General features: G+C 62.9%; 15 protein-coding genes and 1 pseudogene. 11 read left to right on the plus strand and 5 right to left on the minus strand.

The genetic code is table 11. The features are described from left to right. The first annotated feature begins 6 nt into the window (after positions 1-6). Positions 7-771, plus strand: a complete 765-nt coding sequence (locus RN347_RS01215; protein ID WP_263585431.1) for an ABC transporter permease — start codon at positions 7-9, stop codon at positions 769-771. A gap of 18 nt (positions 772-789) precedes the next feature. Here the strand turns inward: RN347_RS01215 and RN347_RS01220 are convergent, their stop codons facing one another. Then, positions 790-1,536: a DUF481 domain-containing protein gene (locus RN347_RS01220; protein ID WP_311959477.1), complete on the minus strand. Its 747-nt coding sequence runs from the start codon at positions 1,534-1,536 to the stop codon at positions 790-792. A gap of 122 nt (positions 1,537-1,658) precedes the next feature. On the opposite strand from RN347_RS01220, the gene RN347_RS01225 reads away from it, so the two are divergent. The 10 genes from RN347_RS01225 to urtE all read left to right on the plus strand — a co-directional run bounded on the left by RN347_RS01225 (position 1,659) and on the right by urtE (position 13,438). Beyond that, positions 1,659-3,356: a sensor histidine kinase gene (locus RN347_RS01225; RefSeq protein WP_311959479.1), complete on the plus strand. Its 1,698-nt coding sequence runs from the start codon at positions 1,659-1,661 to the stop codon at positions 3,354-3,356. A gap of 98 nt (positions 3,357-3,454) precedes the next feature. Continuing rightward, positions 3,455-4,183: a response regulator gene (locus RN347_RS01230; protein WP_263585428.1), complete on the plus strand. Its 729-nt coding sequence runs from the start codon at positions 3,455-3,457 to the stop codon at positions 4,181-4,183. Positions 4,184-4,415: 232 nt separating this feature from the next. Then, positions 4,416-5,414: a tripartite tricarboxylate transporter substrate-binding protein gene (locus tag RN347_RS01235; protein WP_311959482.1), complete on the plus strand. Its 999-nt coding sequence runs from the start codon at positions 4,416-4,418 to the stop codon at positions 5,412-5,414. Continuing rightward, on the plus strand, positions 5,414-5,866 hold the full coding sequence (locus RN347_RS01240) for a tripartite tricarboxylate transporter TctB family protein (protein WP_311959484.1): 453 nt from the start codon (positions 5,414-5,416) through the stop codon (positions 5,864-5,866). The genes RN347_RS01235 and RN347_RS01240 overlap by 1 nt, the downstream gene beginning before the upstream one ends. Next, positions 5,866-7,392, plus strand: a complete 1,527-nt coding sequence (locus RN347_RS01245; RefSeq protein ID WP_311959486.1) for a tripartite tricarboxylate transporter permease — start codon at positions 5,866-5,868, stop codon at positions 7,390-7,392. Before RN347_RS01240 ends, RN347_RS01245 begins: the two co-directional genes overlap by 1 nt. A gap of 408 nt (positions 7,393-7,800) precedes the next feature. After that, a complete protein-coding gene (urtA, locus tag RN347_RS01250; RefSeq protein WP_311960867.1) occupies positions 7,801-9,081 on the plus strand; it encodes an urea ABC transporter substrate-binding protein in 1,281 nt (426 codons plus the stop codon). A gap of 72 nt (positions 9,082-9,153) precedes the next feature. Then, entirely contained in the window at positions 9,154-10,755 is a 1,602-nt protein-coding gene (urtB, locus tag RN347_RS01255; RefSeq protein ID WP_311959488.1) for an urea ABC transporter permease subunit UrtB, read from the plus strand. A gap of 3 nt (positions 10,756-10,758) precedes the next feature. Continuing rightward, positions 10,759-11,898: an urea ABC transporter permease subunit UrtC gene (urtC, locus tag RN347_RS01260; protein WP_311959490.1), complete on the plus strand. Its 1,140-nt coding sequence runs from the start codon at positions 10,759-10,761 to the stop codon at positions 11,896-11,898. Further along, complete coding sequence (gene urtD / locus RN347_RS01265; RefSeq protein WP_311959492.1) at positions 11,895-12,731, plus strand: urea ABC transporter ATP-binding protein UrtD; 837 nt, start codon at positions 11,895-11,897, stop codon at positions 12,729-12,731. The genes urtC and urtD overlap by 4 nt, the downstream gene beginning before the upstream one ends. Further along, positions 12,731-13,438: an urea ABC transporter ATP-binding subunit UrtE gene (gene urtE / locus RN347_RS01270; protein ID WP_311959494.1), complete on the plus strand. Its 708-nt coding sequence runs from the start codon at positions 12,731-12,733 to the stop codon at positions 13,436-13,438. Before urtD ends, urtE begins: the two co-directional genes overlap by 1 nt. Before the next feature lie 80 nt (positions 13,439-13,518). Here urtE and nadS read toward each other — a convergent pair whose 3' ends face one another. From nadS to RN347_RS01290, 4 genes and pseudogenes are all read right to left on the minus strand, one after another. Then, positions 13,519-13,803, minus strand: coding sequence for a NadS family protein (gene nadS / locus RN347_RS01275; RefSeq protein ID WP_311959496.1), 285 nt, complete (start codon positions 13,801-13,803; stop codon positions 13,519-13,521). Then, positions 13,800-14,138 (minus strand): annotated as a pseudogene (locus tag RN347_RS17095) (type II toxin-antitoxin system RelE/ParE family toxin). The gene nadS and the pseudogene RN347_RS17095 overlap by 4 nt, the downstream one beginning before the upstream one ends. Positions 14,139-14,216: 78 nt before the next feature. Beyond that, positions 14,217-15,134, minus strand: coding sequence for a metal ABC transporter permease (locus tag RN347_RS01285; protein WP_311959500.1), 918 nt, complete (start codon positions 15,132-15,134; stop codon positions 14,217-14,219). Beyond that, positions 15,131-16,216 carry a metal ABC transporter permease gene (locus RN347_RS01290; protein WP_311959502.1) on the minus strand — a complete coding sequence of 362 codons (1,086 nt, stop codon included), beginning with the start codon at positions 16,214-16,216 and terminating at the stop codon, positions 15,131-15,133. The genes RN347_RS01285 and RN347_RS01290 overlap by 4 nt, the downstream gene beginning before the upstream one ends. Between the last annotated feature and the right edge of the window lie 2 nt (positions 16,217-16,218).

A 16,218-nucleotide genomic window follows, 5' to 3' on the forward strand; every position in this document is an offset into this window, starting at 1 on the left:
TGTCTTATGAAACGACCGGGTAAAACCACCGAGCGGCTGGCGCCCTGGATCGCCGTGGCAGTGCTGGTGCTGGTATGGGAGGCCGCAGTGCGGCTTTTCGATGTACCAGGCTTCATCTTCCCAAGCGCGCTGGACACCGCCCAGGCGCTCGTCGACTACGCCGGGCCCATCGGGCGTCACTCCTGGCAAACCTTCTGGACCACGCTGATCGGCTTTGGCCTCGGCGTGGCGGTGGGGCTGGTGCTGGGCTTCATCATCGGCTCGTCACGTTTTCTGTATAACGCCTGCTACCCGCTGCTGGTCGGCTTCAACGCCATTCCCAAGGTCGCCTTCGTGCCCATCCTGGTGGTCTGGTTCGGCATCGGCTCGATCCCGGCGATCCTGACCGCCTTTTTGATCTGCTTTTTCCCCATCGTGGTCAACGTGGCCACGGGCCTTGCCACGCTGGAGCCGGAGATGGAGGACGTGCTGCGCGTGCTCGGTGCGCGGCGCATCGACGTGCTGCTCAAGGTCGGCATGCCGCGCTCGCTGCCCTACTTTTTCGCCTCGCTGAAGGTGGCGATCACACTCGCCTTCGTGGGGACCGTGGTGTCGGAAACCGTGGCGTCGAATCAGGGGATTGGCTATCTGATGATGAGCGCCGGCTCGCAGATGCGCATGGGGCTGGTGTTTGCGGGCTTGATCGTGATCAGCGCCATGGCGATGGTGATGTACGAGCTGTTCGCGGTGCTGGAAAAGCGCATGACGGCCTGGGCGCACCGCGGTCAGTAAGGGGGGATGCGTACCGCCTTACCAGCGGTACAGAAGCGAGGCGCTGGTGGTGTTGTCGGTGCGCTCGATGGTATCCGGCGGCGGCTGTGAGTTGTGCTTGATCTCGTGGGACAAGCGCATCGAGATGCGCGGCGTCACCCGAGCGGTCAGGGCGGTGAAGGAGCGTGAAGTGGTGTTTTCCGACGTGTACTCGACGGACATCTCCTGCTCGAAATCCGTGCCCTCGGCGAACCCGAAACGATACGCCAGCGCAGTGTAGGCGACGGCCAGGCGCTGATCGTCGTACTCGCGCGGCCGGTCATTGCGATAGCCCGGGCCCGCCTCGAGCGACAGCGACTGTCTATCGCCTGCAAGCAGCTGGCGCCCGTAGCCGCCGATCACCGAGAGCTGCTGGTCGTAGCCGGCGAAGCGGTCCTTTTCCCAGCGGGCGAAGCCGAACAGATAGTGCGGGCCGTTGAAATCAAAGCGTTCGCGCCCGGCCAGCAGATACTGCTCGGCGCTGGTTTCGCCATCCTTGGTGACGTTTCTGACTTCGCCGCGCAGCGAGTGGGTCAAGTCGCCGGTCAGCCAGGTCAAGCGGGTCTTGCCGATCAGCGTCTGGCTGTCGGTATTGCCCGAAAGATGGGTGAAGCCGAGTTCGGCATCGCCGGTGAAGTTCGGTGAACTGTCATCCGGCGGGGGCGGGGCGTAGAACGGGTTGGCCAGCGCTGCACCAGCCAAGAGCGGCCAGCTCACCAGTACACTGCTTCTCAATAAAGTAAGCACGTTACCTTCTTTTCCAGAATCCACGAAAGCGAACCACGCCCGGTCGCGCAAAAGCGCCATAGATTACCCCGGCTTTGGCCTGCGTGCCATAATGACGCTTTTGCGCCCGCTGAGTTCCCCCCATGACGTTGTCACGGCCTTCGCTTGCCGATTTGAAACCCGGCCAGCGGCCCCGCTCACGGCGCCGCTGGTACAAACGCAGCTTTCGCCTGCAGGTCATGCTGCTGGTGGGACTGTTGCTGGCCGGTATGCTGCTGGCCCAGGGCACGTATCTGAATCACCGCAAGGCCGACATCGTCACCGCCCAGATGGGCGAGCGGGCGCTGGCGGTGGCGAACACCGTGGCGAGCATGCCGAGCATCGTCGCCGCCTTTGACACCGACGACCCGGCGCGCATCATCCAGCCCCTGGCCGAGCGGGTGCGCATGGAAACCGGCGCCCGCTACGTGGTGGTGGGCAATACCCAGTCGATTCGCTACTCCCACCCCGTGCCACAGCGCCTTGGCCAGCGCATGGTCGGCGGCGACAACGACCAGGCGCTTCGCGATGGGCGATCCTACGTCTCCGAGGCGACTGGCACGCTGGGCACGGCGATGCGCGGCAAGGCGCCGATTCGAGACGAGGCGGGCAACATCATTGGGCTGGTCTCGGTGGGCTTTCTGGTCGACCGGGTGGAGATGGATGCGGCGCGCTACACAAGCCTTGGCTGGATGCTGGTGGGCCTGATGATTCTGCTCGGTTTCGCCGGGGCGTACGTGCTCTCCCAGCACTTGAAAAAGGTGATCCTCGGGCTCGAGCCCTACGAGATCGCCCGGCTCGCGCTTGAGAAAGAGGCCATTTTGCAGTCCATCCACGAAGGCATTCTGGCGGTGAACCGGGAAGGAAACATTACACTGGTGAACCAGCAGGCGCGCCGGCTAATGGAGCTGCCCGATGACCAGGCGCTGCTGGGCCAGCCGATTCGCGAGGTGGTGCCCAACTCGAGGCTTTTAGAGGTGCTCAAGCGTGGCGAGCAGGAGTTCGACCAGCAGATGTGGCTGGGTGATCATCCGGTGGTGGTCAACCGCGTGCCGATCATCGACGAGGGCGAGGTCGAAGGGGCGGTGGCGACCTTTCGAAGCCGGCGCGAAATCGTCGATCTATCCGAGGCGCTGACCCAGGCGAGTCGCGATGTCGACATGCTGCGCGCTCAGGCCCACGAATTCTCCAACAAGCTCTACACCATTTCCGGGCTTTTGCAGCTCGGGCGCATTCAGGAGGCGCTCAAGCTGATCCACCAGGAGAGCGAGCGCGCGCAAAAACAGATGAGCTTTTTGATGAGCCACGTGGGCGACACGGTGCTAAGCGGCACGCTTTTAGGCAAGCTGACCCGGGCCCGTGAGCTTGGCGTGGCGCTCGAGATCGACGAGCAGAGCTCGCTCTCTCAGCCGCTGACCCCGAGCGGCCAGGAGGCGATGATGACCGTGGTGGGGAATTTGCTCGACAACGCTTTCTTTGCCGCGCTTCACGGCCCCCGCGCGGATTCACCGACGGTGCGGCTGTTCTTTACCGATCTGGGCGAGCAGCTCGTCATCGAGGTGGACGACAACGGTCCGGGCGTGTCCGCCGAGCACGTCGAGTCGATTTTCAGCGAGGGCTTTTCGACCAAGACCGGCCAGCACCAGGGGTTGGGCCTGGCCCTGGTCGCGCGGCTTTGCCGGCAGTACGGGGAAAGCGTCACACTCGAGGAGAGCGAGCTGGGCGGAGCCTGCTTCATCGCCGTACTGAACCGTTCGCTGTGCGTGCAGGCCGGGCCCGAGCCGCCCGTGGTAGACTGCTAAGCCAGCGCGACGCATCACGTCAGTGCCATAACGACAATATTAATAAAGACAATATTAATAAAGACAACATCCATAACGACATCGACCCTGGAAGCGCTATGGCGGCACACGAGTACGGTATCCTGGTGGTGGAGGACGATTTTCGTATCGCCGATATTCACCGCGCATTCATCGAACAAAACGACGGGTTCAAGGTGGTTGGTCAGGCGCGAAGCGGCATTGAAGCCCGTGAGCAGATGGCGCGCCGCGGCGACAGCGTCGACCTGGTGCTGCTGGATGCTTACCTTCCGGACGTTCAGGGGCTCGAGCTCCTTTGGGCGCTGCGCCGCGATCATGTCCACGTGGAGATCGTCATGGTCACCGCCGCCCGCGAGGTAGAGACCATCAGCGAGGCGCTGCGCGGCGGCGTTTTCGACTACCTCATCAAGCCCGTCGAGGCCGAGCGCATGCAGCAGATGCTGGCGCGCTTTCAGCGCGAGCGGGCCCAGCTCGCCTGTCGCCAGCAGATGAGCCAGGCCGAACTCGATCGCATGCTGGCGCGCGTGCAGCCGCCCGCCCCGCCGGTCGCCGGGCGCAGCCTGCCCAAGGGAATCGACCGCCTGACGCTTCGCGCGATCGTCGAGGCGCTGCAGCACGCCGACCAGCCGCTGGCCGCCGCTCAGGTCGCCAGGGCCATGGGGGCCAGCCGCTCCACCGCGCGGCGCTATCTGGAGTATCTGGTGTCGGTGCACGTGGTCGAGGCGGAATTGGGCTATGGTGATGTAGGCAGGCCCGAACGCCGCTACCGCTTACAGCGCACCAGCACCGAGTATCTCGAAACGCTGTAATGGTTGCCGCCGTTCCCGCCTTCAACGCCTGGGCCGGCGCTCGTGAACACAATGAACAAAATGCCCACAATGCTCTTTTTGTGCATTATGTTCAGAAGCTTGTTGCCAGGTCCTATCCTCTTCTAACGTCTCGCCGTTACGCGTTGCATGATCAGCGCGGTGCATCATCACAATAAGTGCTGCGCACGACTTAATAAGCACCACAACAATAGATCACCTTCAGGAGAGCGCCATGACCCTCACGTCCTCATTCAAGTACGTCACGCTGCTGGCTCTGCCGCTGGCCGCCGCTTCCGTCGCCACCACCGCCGTCGCCTTCGATCCCACGGGTAAGGTCGAGTGCATCGCGCCGTCCGACCCGGGCGGCGGCTGGGACTTCACCTGCCGAAGCGTCGGTAACGTGATGCAGGAGCTCGACCTGGTGCCGGCCAACGTGCAGACCATCAACATGGCTGGCGCCGGCGGCGGCGTGGCGTTTGCCCACGTCGTGAGCAAGCGCGCTGGCGATGACCAGCTGCTGGTCGCCGCCTCTACCGCGACCACCACGCGCCTGGCCCAGGGGCAGTTTCCGGGGCTTTCCGCGGACATGGTCAACTGGGTCGGCGCGTTGGGCGCCGATTACGGCATCATTGCGGTATCGGCAGACTCTGAATACCAAAATCTCAACGACCTGATGGACGCGCTGAAAGAGGACCCGCGCAGCGTTAAATTCGCCGGCGGTAGCGCCCGGGGCGGCTGGGATCATCTCAAGGTGCTGATCGCCGCTCAGGCCGCCGAGGTCGAGAATCTACCGCGCGTCGCTTATTTGTCCTACAACAACGGCGGCGAAGCGCTGACCCAGGTGATCGGTGGCCACGTGGATGCCTTCACCGGCGACATCACCGAAGCCCAGGGCTTCATGGAGTCCGGCGATCTGCGCGTGCTGGCGGTGCTTTCCGAAGAGCGCCTGCCCGGCGAGTTCGCCGACATCCCCACCGCGCGTGAGCAGGGCATCGATGCGCTCGGCCCCAACTGGCGCGGCTTCTACATGCCTGCCGATATCTCCGACGACGCCCTGGCCTACTGGACCGACGCCATGGATACGATCTACGAGAGCGAAGAGTGGCAAAGCGTCATGTCGCAAAACGGCCTGATGCCGTTTCACATGACCGCCGGCGAGTTCGAGGAGTTCGTGCTCAATCAGATCGATGAAATCGAACAAATTTCCCAGGACATCGGGCTGATTCAGTAATGACCTTCAACGACCGCATCTTCGGGGTCCTGCTTATCGTCCTGGCCGTCGCGTACGGCTGGGCCGCCTCGCAGTTTCCCGTACCGTTTGGTGGCGGCGAGGCGGTGGGGCCGGACACGTTCCCCAAGCTTTTGGCCGTGGTATTGGCGATCTCCAGTCTCTACCTGATCGTGCGCCCCGACCCGGATAACGCCTGGCCCTGGAGTCGCACCGGCGTCGAGCTGATCGTCGCCGTGGTGGTGCTGATTCTCTACGCGATGCTCTTGCAGCCGCTGGGCTTCATCATCAGCACGACGCTTGCCGTGGGCACGCTTTGCTGGCGCATGGGCGCACCGTCCGTGAAAGCTTACGTGACCGGGGCTGTGGCCGGGGTGATCGTCTACTTCCTGTTCAGCTACGGGCTGGATCTCGCCCTGCCGCTGGGGCTGCTCTCCTTTCTGGAGGTGAACTGATGGAAACCCTTGGCTTTTTGATGGACGGGTTCGGGGTGGCGCTACAGCCCCACAACCTGATGTTCGCCCTGTTGGGCGCTTTTCTGGGCACCCTGATCGGCGCGCTTCCGGGGCTGGGCCCGGCCAACGGCGTCGCCATTCTGATTCCGCTGGCCTTCAGTCTTGGGTTGGCGCCGGAAACCGCGCTGATCATGCTGACCTCGGTTTACGCCGGGGCGATGTACGGCGGGCGTATCTCGTCGATCCTGCTCAACATTCCCGGCGACGAGCCGGCCATGATGACCTGCCTGGACGGCTATCCCATGGCCCAGAAGGGCAAGGCCGCCGAGGCGCTGGCGATCTCTGCCATCGCTTCCTTCATCGGCAGCCTGGTGGCGACCGTGGGCTTGATTCTGCTGGCGCCGCTTTTGGCCAACTTCGCGCTGACCTTCGGGCCGGCGGAGTACTTTGCGCTGTTCATGCTGGCGTTCGCAACGCTGGGCGGCATCACCGGCAAGAACCCGATCAAGACGGTGGTGGCGGCGTGCCTGGGGCTGATGATCGCGACTGTCGGGATCGATAACACCGGGGTGCAGCGCTATACCTTCGGTGTGCTCGAGCTGTTCGAGGGCGTCGACTTCATCATCGCCATCGTCGGCCTGTTCGCCATTTCCGAGCTTTTGTTCTTCATCGAGGAGCGCGCCGGCGGTGGCAAGGAGAACATGAAGGTCAACAAGCTCGCGCTAAGCTGGCGGGAGATCCGCGAGATTCTGCCCTCGAGCTTTCGCGGCGGGGTGCTGGGCTTCGTCGCCGGCGTGCTGCCGGGTGCCGGGGCGTCGCTTGGAAGTTTCATCAGCTACACGCTGGAAAAGAAAGCGGTTGGCAAGAAAGGCCGCTTCGGCGAAGGCGACCCGCGCGGCGTGGCCGCCCCGGAGGCAGGCAACAACGGCGCCTCGAGCGGCGCACTGGTGCCCATGCTGACCCTCGGTGTGCCCGGTAGCGGCACGACTGCGGTGCTGCTGGCGCTTTTGATTTCGCTGAACATCACCCCCGGCCCGCTGATGTTCACCCAGAACGCCGATATCGTTTGGGGCGTGATCGCGGCGCTGCTGATCGGTAACTTCCTGCTTTTGGTGCTCAACATTCCGCTGGTGGGCATCTTCGTGAAGCTTTTGTCGATTCCGCCGATGTACCTGCTCCCGGTGGTGACGATGGTCGCGTTCGTGGGGATCTACTCGATCAGCAACACGACGTTTGACCTTTACTTCATGGTGGCCTTCGGCGTGGGCGGCTATATCCTGCGCAAGCTGGAAATACCGCTGGTGCCGGTCATTCTGGGACTGCTGCTGGGCCCGGAAATGGAGAAGAATCTGCGCCACGCCATGGAAATTTCCGACGGCGACTGGATGATCCTGTGGGACAGCGGCCTGGCGATCGGTCTGTGGGCCTTCGCCGGGGTGGGGCTGATCCTGCCGTATCTGCTGGGCCCGCTGCTGCGCCGGCGTATGCATAAGCCCATTGAAAAGGGCACGCCGGAGAGCGATTGATCCAGCTGCTCGCAAGGCTCTGAAAGCGGGGCGTCGACACCAGTCGGCGCCCCGCTTTTTTGTGGGGGCCGTGTGTTGAGCGCGAGCGCACGCTAATGGTGCGCGTGATCATAGTGGTGCAGCCTGTTTGCCCGCCGCTGCGAAAACGCCGCGCTCTTTTAGTGCGTAAGGGGTGCGCGCAATTTTAAATCGCGTGTTTAAGTTTATGATTAAAAATGCATAAGTGGTTAATGCTCCGAGGTGGCGCACTCCTTGCAAAGACATTGAGCTAGTGGTCATCGGGCGGCTGCGCTCGATGGGGCTCAATAACAATCCCCGCGCAAGGGGTGCAAGGAGATTCACGTGGTCCATCCAACGCACAATTCGCTCGCCCGCCGTTTCGTCACCTCGCTTCTCGCCGCCGCCGTCATGGGCGCCGGCGCTCAGGCCGTTGCCCAGGAGAGCGACGACCCGATCAAGGTCGGTATCCTGCACTCGCTCTCCGGCACCATGGCGATCAGCGAGTCGACGCTGAAGGACACCGTCGAAATGCTCATCGAGCAGCAGAACGAGGCGGGAGGGCTGCTGGGCCGTCAGTTGGAAGCCGTGGTGGTCGACCCCGCTTCCAACTGGCCGCTGTTTGCCGAGCGCGCCCGCGAGCTGCTGGCCCAGGAAGAGGTGGATGTCATCTTCGGCAACTGGACCTCGGTTTCCCGTAAAGCCGTGCTGCCGGTGGTCGAGGAGCTCAACGGCCTGCTGTTCTACCCGGTGCAGTACGAGGGTGAAGAGTCGTCCGAGAACGTCTTCTACACCGGGGCCGCGCCCAATCAGCAGGCGATTCCCGCCGTCGACTACCTGATCAACGAAGTCGGCATCGAGCGCTTCGCGTTGGTGGGCACCGACTACGTCTATCCGCGTACCACCAACCGCATCCTCGAGGCCTACCTTCAGGACGAGCACGGCGTGGCGGAAGAAGACATCATGGTCAACTACACGCCCTTCGGCCATTCGGACTGGCAGAACATCGTCTCCGAAATTCGCCGCTTCGGTGAAGAGGGCAAGCCCACCGCGGTCGTCTCCACCATCAACGGCGACGCCAACGTGCCGTTCTACCGCGAGCTCGCCAACCAAGGCATCGACGCTGCCGACATTCCGGTCATCGCCTTCTCGGTGGGCGAGCAGGAGCTTTCCGGTATCGACACCGGTCCGCTGGTCGGCCACCTGGCCGCTTGGAACTACTTCATGAGCGTGGATACCGACGAGAACTACGACTTCATCGACGCCTGGATCGCTCACACCGGCGATGAGATGTCGGTGACCAACGACCCGATGGAAGCGCACTACATTGGCTTTAACATGTGGGCCGAAGCGGTGCGCAAGGCCGGCACCACGGATGTCGACGCGATCAAGGACGCCATCATCGGCGTGAGCGTGCCGAATCTCTCCGGCGGCTATGCGGCGATGATGCCCAACCACCACATCACCAAGCCGGTGCTGATCGGTGAAATTCAGGACAACGGCCAGTTCGACATCGTCTGGCAAACACCTTCTACCGTGGCCGGCGACGCCTGGTCCGACTATCTGCCGGGATCGCGCGATCTGATCGCTGACTGGCGCAAGCCACTGGCGTGCGGCAACTTCAACGTCGTCAACGGCACCTGTGGTGGCAGCACCGCAGCGGAAGAAGCCGAAGCGGCGCTGGCCGAGTAACGCTCCCTTCACCCGGGCCGCCGTCGCGGCCCGGGGCACGCCACCTCCCACTGACACTCAAAGGAACAACCCATGAGGCGCTTCCTTTTCTGGGCGTTCGTGTGCCTGCTGGCCGGTTTTCTGCCAAGTGCCGCAGCACAAACCGACGCGCAAGACCGTGACCCCGGCTATTCGCTGCTCGAAACTCTCGACGTGGATTCCTACCGCGACAAGGGCGAGGCGATATCAAGCATCCTGCAAGGCGACGACGAGCGCGCCCGCGGCTGGCTGCAGGCGCTGCTCGACGGCCGCCTGCAGCGCACCGATGACGGCCGCTTCGTCATCGTGCTGAACAATACCGGGCGCAGTTGGCCCGTCGAAGACGCGCTGAGCGGTGAGCCGCTGGGTGAGATGTCGCGCCGCGAGCTCGACCGTATCGGGATCAACAACGCGCTGCGCAATCAGCTTAGAAGCGCGATTGCCGTGGTGGATCTCTACTCGCCCAACGTCGAGCGCCGACGCACCTCCGCCGACCGCCTGCTGGGCGAGGTGGACGATGAGCTTTTCGAGACGCTGACCCCACTGATCGAGGAGGCCGAGGACGACTACGTGCGCCGGCGCCTGGCCCAGGCGGTGGCGATTTACCAAACCGAAAACGGGGAGATGGCAGGGGTCGAGGCGCTGGCCGGAAGCCTGCATCCGCGCGCTCGGGTCGCGCTTAATCGCGCCACCAATGCCGAGAACCCGGCGGTGGCGGACGCCGCCCGCTCAGCCCTTGCAAGCGTCGAGCAGAACTTGAAGATCAACCGCGGCGTCGAGACGCTCTACTTCGGCCTGAGCCTTGGCTCGGTGCTGGTGCTCTCCGCGATAGGGCTTGCCATCACGTTCGGGGTGATGGGCGTGATCAACATGGCCCACGGCGAGCTGATGATGCTGGGCGCCTACACCACGTGGATGATGCAGCAGCTTCTGCCCGGCCAGCCCGGCCTTGCGCTGATGCTCTCGATACCCGCCGGCTTTCTGGTGGCCGCACTGGCCGGTATCGCCATCGAGCGTAGCGTCATTCAGTTTTTGAAAGGCCGCCCGCTGGAGACGCTCTTGGCCACTTTCGGCATCAGCCTGATCCTGCAGCAACTGGTACGCACGGTAATTTCGCCGCTCAACCGCACGGTGATCACCCCGGAGTGGATGAGCGGGTCGCTCGTCATCAATGACGCCCTGTCGCTAACGCTCAATCGCATGTTCGTACTTGGCTTTGCGCTGCTGGTTTTTGTCGGGCTGATGCTGATCATGCGCCGCACGCGCCTGGGGCTCGAGGTGCGCGCCGTGACGCAAAACCGCGCCATGGCGCGCTCGATGGGAATTCGCGCCACCCGGGTGGATATCCTGACCTTCGCACTCGGCTCCGGCGTGGCCGGGCTTGCCGGCGTTGCGCTTTCCCAGCTCACCAACGTGGGGCCAAACCTTGGCCAGAACTACATCATCGATTCGTTCATGGTGGTGGTATTCGGCGGGGTGGGCAATCTCTGGGGCACGCTGGTCGCGGGGCTGTCGCTTGGCGTAATCAACCAAGTCCTCGAGCCCTGGGCGGGCGCGGTGCTGGCCAAGATCATCGTGCTGGTATTCATCATTTTGTTCATTCAAAAGCGCCCGCGGGGACTCTTCCCGCAGAAGGGCCGCGCGGCGGAGGGTTAACCGATGAGCTTTCAGGCAACCTCGAGCCGCTTCTGGCTCGCCCGCCCCTTCACCGAGCGCGCGACGCAAATCTTTCTCGGCGTGCTGCTGGCCGCGCTCGTCATCGTCACCGTGCTGCACGTGGCCGTGCCGCAAGGCCACGCGCTGCACGTGAACGCCTACACGGTGAACCTGTTCGGCAAGTACTTGAGCTATGCGCTGCTGGCCGTGGCGGTGGACCTGGTGTGGGGGTATCTGGGCATTCTGAGCCTGGGCCACGGCGCCTTTTTCGCCATCGGCGGCTACGCCATGGGCATGTACCTGATGCGCCAGATCGGCGATCGCGGCACCTACGGCGACCCGGTACTGCCGGACTTCATGGTATTTCTCAACTGGGATAGCCTGCCCTGGTACTGGCTCGGCTTCGACATGGCCTGGTTTGCGTTTGCCATGGTGCTGCTCGCCCCGGGGCTTTTAGCGCTGATCTTCGGCTTTCTGGCGTTTCGCTCGCGGGTGACCGGGGTGTATCTCTCGATCATCACTCAGGCGCTCACCTTTGCGCTGATGCTGGCGTTCTTTCGCAACGAGATGGGGTTTGGCGGCAACAACGGCCTGACGGATTTTCGCGAGATTCTGGGTTTCAACCTGCGAAGCAGTGACACGCGCCTTGGCCTATTTTTGGCGTCCGGGGTAGCACTGGCGCTGGGCTATCTTCTCTGCCGGGCCATCGTGACCAGCAAGCTTGGCCGAGTCTGCGTGGCCACCCGCGATGCCGAGGCGCGTACGCGCTTCATCGGCTACCGGGTCGAGCGCTTTCAGCTCTTCGTGTTCGTGGTGTCTGCCATGCTCGCGGGTGTGGCCGGGGCGCTTTACGTGCCGCAGGTCGGCATCATCAACCCCAGCGAGTTCTCGCCGCTGTTTTCCATCGAGATCGTGCTGTGGGTGGCGCTGGGCGGGCGGGCCACGCTGTATGGCGCGGTGATCGGCGCGATTCTGGTCAACTACGCCAAGACCGTGTTCACCGGCGTGATGCCGGATGCCTGGCTGTTTGCTCTTGGCGGGCTCTTCGTGCTGGTCACGGTGCTTTTGCCCAAGGGCGTGGCCGGGCTCTTGTCCCACCGTCGCCAACGCGATGCCACCTACTCACCGGAGGCGAGTGCATGAGTTTTTTCGAGTCGCTCAAAGAGCGCGACCGGGTCTTCGATTTCATGACCCCTCAGGCATCCACCGTGGACGTGCGCCACGGCCCGATCCTTTACATGGAGGACGTCACCGTCAGCTTCGACGGCTTCAAGGCAATCAACAAGCTGAACCTGACCATCGATGACGGCGAACTGCGCTGCATCATCGGCCCCAACGGCGCGGGCAAGACCACCATGATGGATATCATCACCGGCAAGACCCGGCCCAATGAGGGCAGCGTTTGGTTCGGTAGCCGGCATAATCTCTTGAAAATGAACGAACCCGAGATCGCAAGTTTGGGAATAGGACGCAAGTTCCAGAAGCCCACGGTGTTCGAGGCGCTCAGCGTGTTCGAGAATCTGGAGCTCGCCATGGCCGCGGACAAGCGCATCTTCCCAACGCTCACCGCACGCATGACCGGTGAGGCGCGCGATCGCATCGACGAGGTGCTCGGGACCGTCGGGTTGGCTGCTCTTCGATTCCAGCCGGCGGGCATTCTCTCTCACGGCCAAAAGCAGTGGCTCGAGATCGGTATGCTTTTGATGCAGCGCCCGCGACTGTTGCTGGTCGATGAGCCGGTGGCCGGCATGACCGAGCAGGAGATGGAGCGCACCGCCGAGCTTCTGACGCGTCTCGCCGGCAAGCAGTCGGTAGTGGTGGTCGAGCACGACATGGGCTTTGTGCGCTCCATCGCCCGCAAGGTGACGGTGCTCCACCAGGGCAGCATACTGGCCGAGGGCAGCATGGATCAGGTCGCAAGCGACCCGAGCGTGGTCGAGGTGTACCTGGGTGCGGACGACGAGGAGGCCGCCTGATGCTCGCGATCGAAAAGCTTAACCAGTTCTACGGCGAAAGCCACACGCTATGGGATCTGGATCTCGACGTGCCGAAGGGGCAGTGCACCTGCGTGATGGGCAGAAACGGCGTGGGCAAGACCACGCTGATGAAAGCGATCATGGGCGAGGTCGCGGTCAAAAGCGGCGCGCTCAAATTTCAGGCGGAAGGCGGCGAGGTCGAGCTGACCCAAAAGGCGATCGAGGCGCGCTCGCGCTTGGGGATTGGCTTCGTGCCTCAGGGCCGGCAGATCTTTCCCATGCTGACCGTCGAGGAGAACCTGCGCACGGGCCTTGCCGCCCGGGGCGACGGGCTGAAGAAGATCCCCGCGCGAATCTATGAGCTCTTCCCGGTGCTCGAAGAAATGAAGCACCGCCGCGGCGGCGATCTCTCCGGCGGTCAGCAGCAGCAGCTCGCCATCGGACGCGCCCTGGTGATCGAGCCCAAGCTCTTGATTCTGGACGAGCCCGGCGAAGGCATTCAGCCCAATATCGTCGCCCAGATCGGCCAGGTGATCCGCCAGCTGATCAAGGAGGACGGCCTGACGGTACTGCTGGTCGAGCAGAAGCTGCCCTTTGCCAGAAAATACGCCGACCGCTTCGTGATCATGGACCGCGGCCGCCCGGTGGCAAAAGGTGAGATCGGCGAATTATCCCAGCAGTTGATCAAACAGCACCTGACGGTGTGAGTTATCCACAATGGGTTTAGTCCACAAATAAAGCGCCCGCCAGATGGTGGGCGCAATTTTATGTACAAGAGCGTCGTTCGTTAGTGCTCTGCCAGTTCGCGGTAGAAGGCCGGGTTATCCTGAATGGTGGCCAGCACCTTGGCCGCCAGCCCTGTTGGATTGCGACGGCGATTTTCCCAGCTTTTGATGGTATCGACACTGGTGCCCATCGCTTGGGCGAACTCGGCTTGGGAAACAGCGAGTATCGCCCGAATCTGTTTGACATCCGCTACTTCGAAACGCGTGACGCGGTCGGCTTGGCGTTTCTGCGTCTTTATATCGACGGCTTCTTCCAGGGAGTTCTTGAGCTCGTTGAAAATACTCACGTTGTACGCTCCTCCTTCAACTGTTTCGTCAGCTTTTTAAGCACCGCTTTTTCGGCGTCCGTCAGGCTGTCCTTGGTGCTTTTGGGATAGGCGAGAATCAGATAAATAGTGTCAAAAGTGGCCAGAAAATAGATGACTCTAGCGCTACCGCTTTTGCCTTGACCCTCTAAAGCCATGCGCACTTTGCGAAGCCCGCCCGTCCCCTGAATCAGGTCGCCCTTGCTTGGCTGGGCGATCAGCGTTTTCTGAAGCTCCTTTTATTCATCGTCCGTGGCCAGCTCGCGAATTTGCCGCGTGAATAGCGAGGTTTCGATGAATTCGATTGCGTGGCTCATTCCAGTAACCCATGGCAATCATCTTTCTTTATAGTGTACTTTGTACACCTTTGGCTAGCATGGTTCAAGGGGAACTCACTACTCGGACAAGCCCAAAGGCGGCTCCACCGGCGCCCGCCGCTGTTTGAAGGCGCGCGTGACCAGCCCGTAGCGCGGCCCGAACAGGAAGGCGAGGATCAGGAACGCGCCGGTCATTACCGCCATCATGCCGCCGATCGAGACGTTCAGGTGCACGGCGAGGAAGTAGCCACTAATGCTCGAGGCGATCGAGATCAGCGCGCCGATGAGAAACATCATCCACAGCCGGTCGGTGAGCAGGTACGCCGCCGAGGCCGGAACGATCGCGAAGGCGATGAACAGCACCGCGCCCACGGCGTCGAACGCCGCCACGGCGGTGGAACTGGTCAGCATCAGGAGCACGTAAAAGAGGATCGTCGGCATGAAGCCGAAGGTCTTGGCCAGCGCCGGATCAAACGTGGCGAGCTTCAGCTCCTTGTAGAAGAGCCCGATGAAGGCGTAGTTGATCAGCGTCATTGCGCTCATCGACACCAGCGCTTGAGGAATGGGGAGGCCAAAAAGCTCGACGGTGTCGAGCCAGACGAAGCCGATTTCGCCGAGCAGGACGGTGTGGGTGTCGATGTGAACGTCCTGGGCATAGAGGTTGAGCAGCAACACGCCGATGGAGAACAGCGCCGGGAACACGAGGCCAATGGCGGCGTCCTGCTTCACTCGCTTGGTGCTGGCGAGCGCCTCGGTGAGAAAAACGGTCAGAAGCCCTGTCAGTGCGGCGCCAATGAGCTGCACCGGGCCGCTTTGCTGTTTGGTCAGTATCCAGACGATGACGATGCCGAAAACGATCGAGTGGCTGATCGCGTCCGACAGCATGCTGTTGCCGCGCAGCACCAGAAAGGTGCCCACCGCGGAAGAGGCGATGCCGACCATGGCGCCGACCAGAATGATCGGCAGCGCCGTGCTGTTCAAAAGCTCTGCGATCATGGCGTGGCCTCCTCGAAAGCGGCGACCACTTCCCGGGCGCGGGCGTGGCCCGACGCGGTCAACGCCACGCCTGCCTTGTTTGACGAGCGGGCAACGTGGCCCTGACGGGTGAGCGTTGCCAGCGTGCGCCGGGCGCTGGGGCTCAGGCGCGGCGGCGTTTGTGGATGCTTGTGAAGGGCGTAGAGCAGCTGCTGGATGTGCAGCTCGCGCTTCTGGCGATAGTGCTTCACGATGCCCCACAAAAGCCCTCGGCCGGGCGCCAGCGCCAGCGACAGCAGCACGATGGCGGTAGCGGTCAGTACGATCAGCGGGCCGGTGGCAAGTCCGCGCGACAGCGTGCTGATGGTGGCGCCCGAAACGCCGCTAATGATGCCAACGCCAGCGGCGATCACCAGCATGCCGCCCAAATGGCGGCTCCACTGCCGCGCTGCTGCGGCCGGCGCCACGATCATCGCAGCCATCAAAATCACCCCGACCATTTGCAGGCCGACCACCACGGCGAGTGCCACCATGGCCGTGAGTACCGCCTCGATGGCCGCCGCGGGCATGCCGAGGGTACGGGCATACTCGGGGTCGAAGGTAACCAGCTTGGCCTGTTTCCAGAACGCGGCGAGCAGCGCGAGGGTGGCCAGCGTAATGGCGCCCATCACCCACAGATCCGAGCGCAGCGTTGCCGCGGCCTGGCCGAACAGAAACGCCTCCAACCCCCCCTGGGCGGCGTTGCGGGTGCCCTGAATGTAGGTGAGCAGCACGATACCCACGGCGAAAAAGAGACTCAGGCAGACGCCCAGCCCGGCGTCGGTTTTAAGCCGGCTTTTACGTGTGAGCAGCAGCATGGTGAGCGCGGCCAGCGTGCCGGTGACCAGCGAGCCGATAATGATGCCGCCCAGATCGCGGCTGCCGGTGATGATGAAGCTCAGACATATTCCCGGCAGTGCGGCGTGGGAGATGGCGTCGCCCAGAAGGCTCTGACGGCGCAGCACCGCAAAGCAGCCCAGCGGCCCGCTGATCAAGCCCAGAAGCGAGGCGCCGATCACCACGTTTTGAAAGGTGTAGTCCGATAAAAGCTCAAGCCAGTGCATGC

The organism is Halomonas sp. PAMB 3264, assembly GCF_031954245.1.
Taxonomy (GTDB): domain Bacteria; phylum Pseudomonadota; class Gammaproteobacteria; order Pseudomonadales; family Halomonadaceae; genus Vreelandella.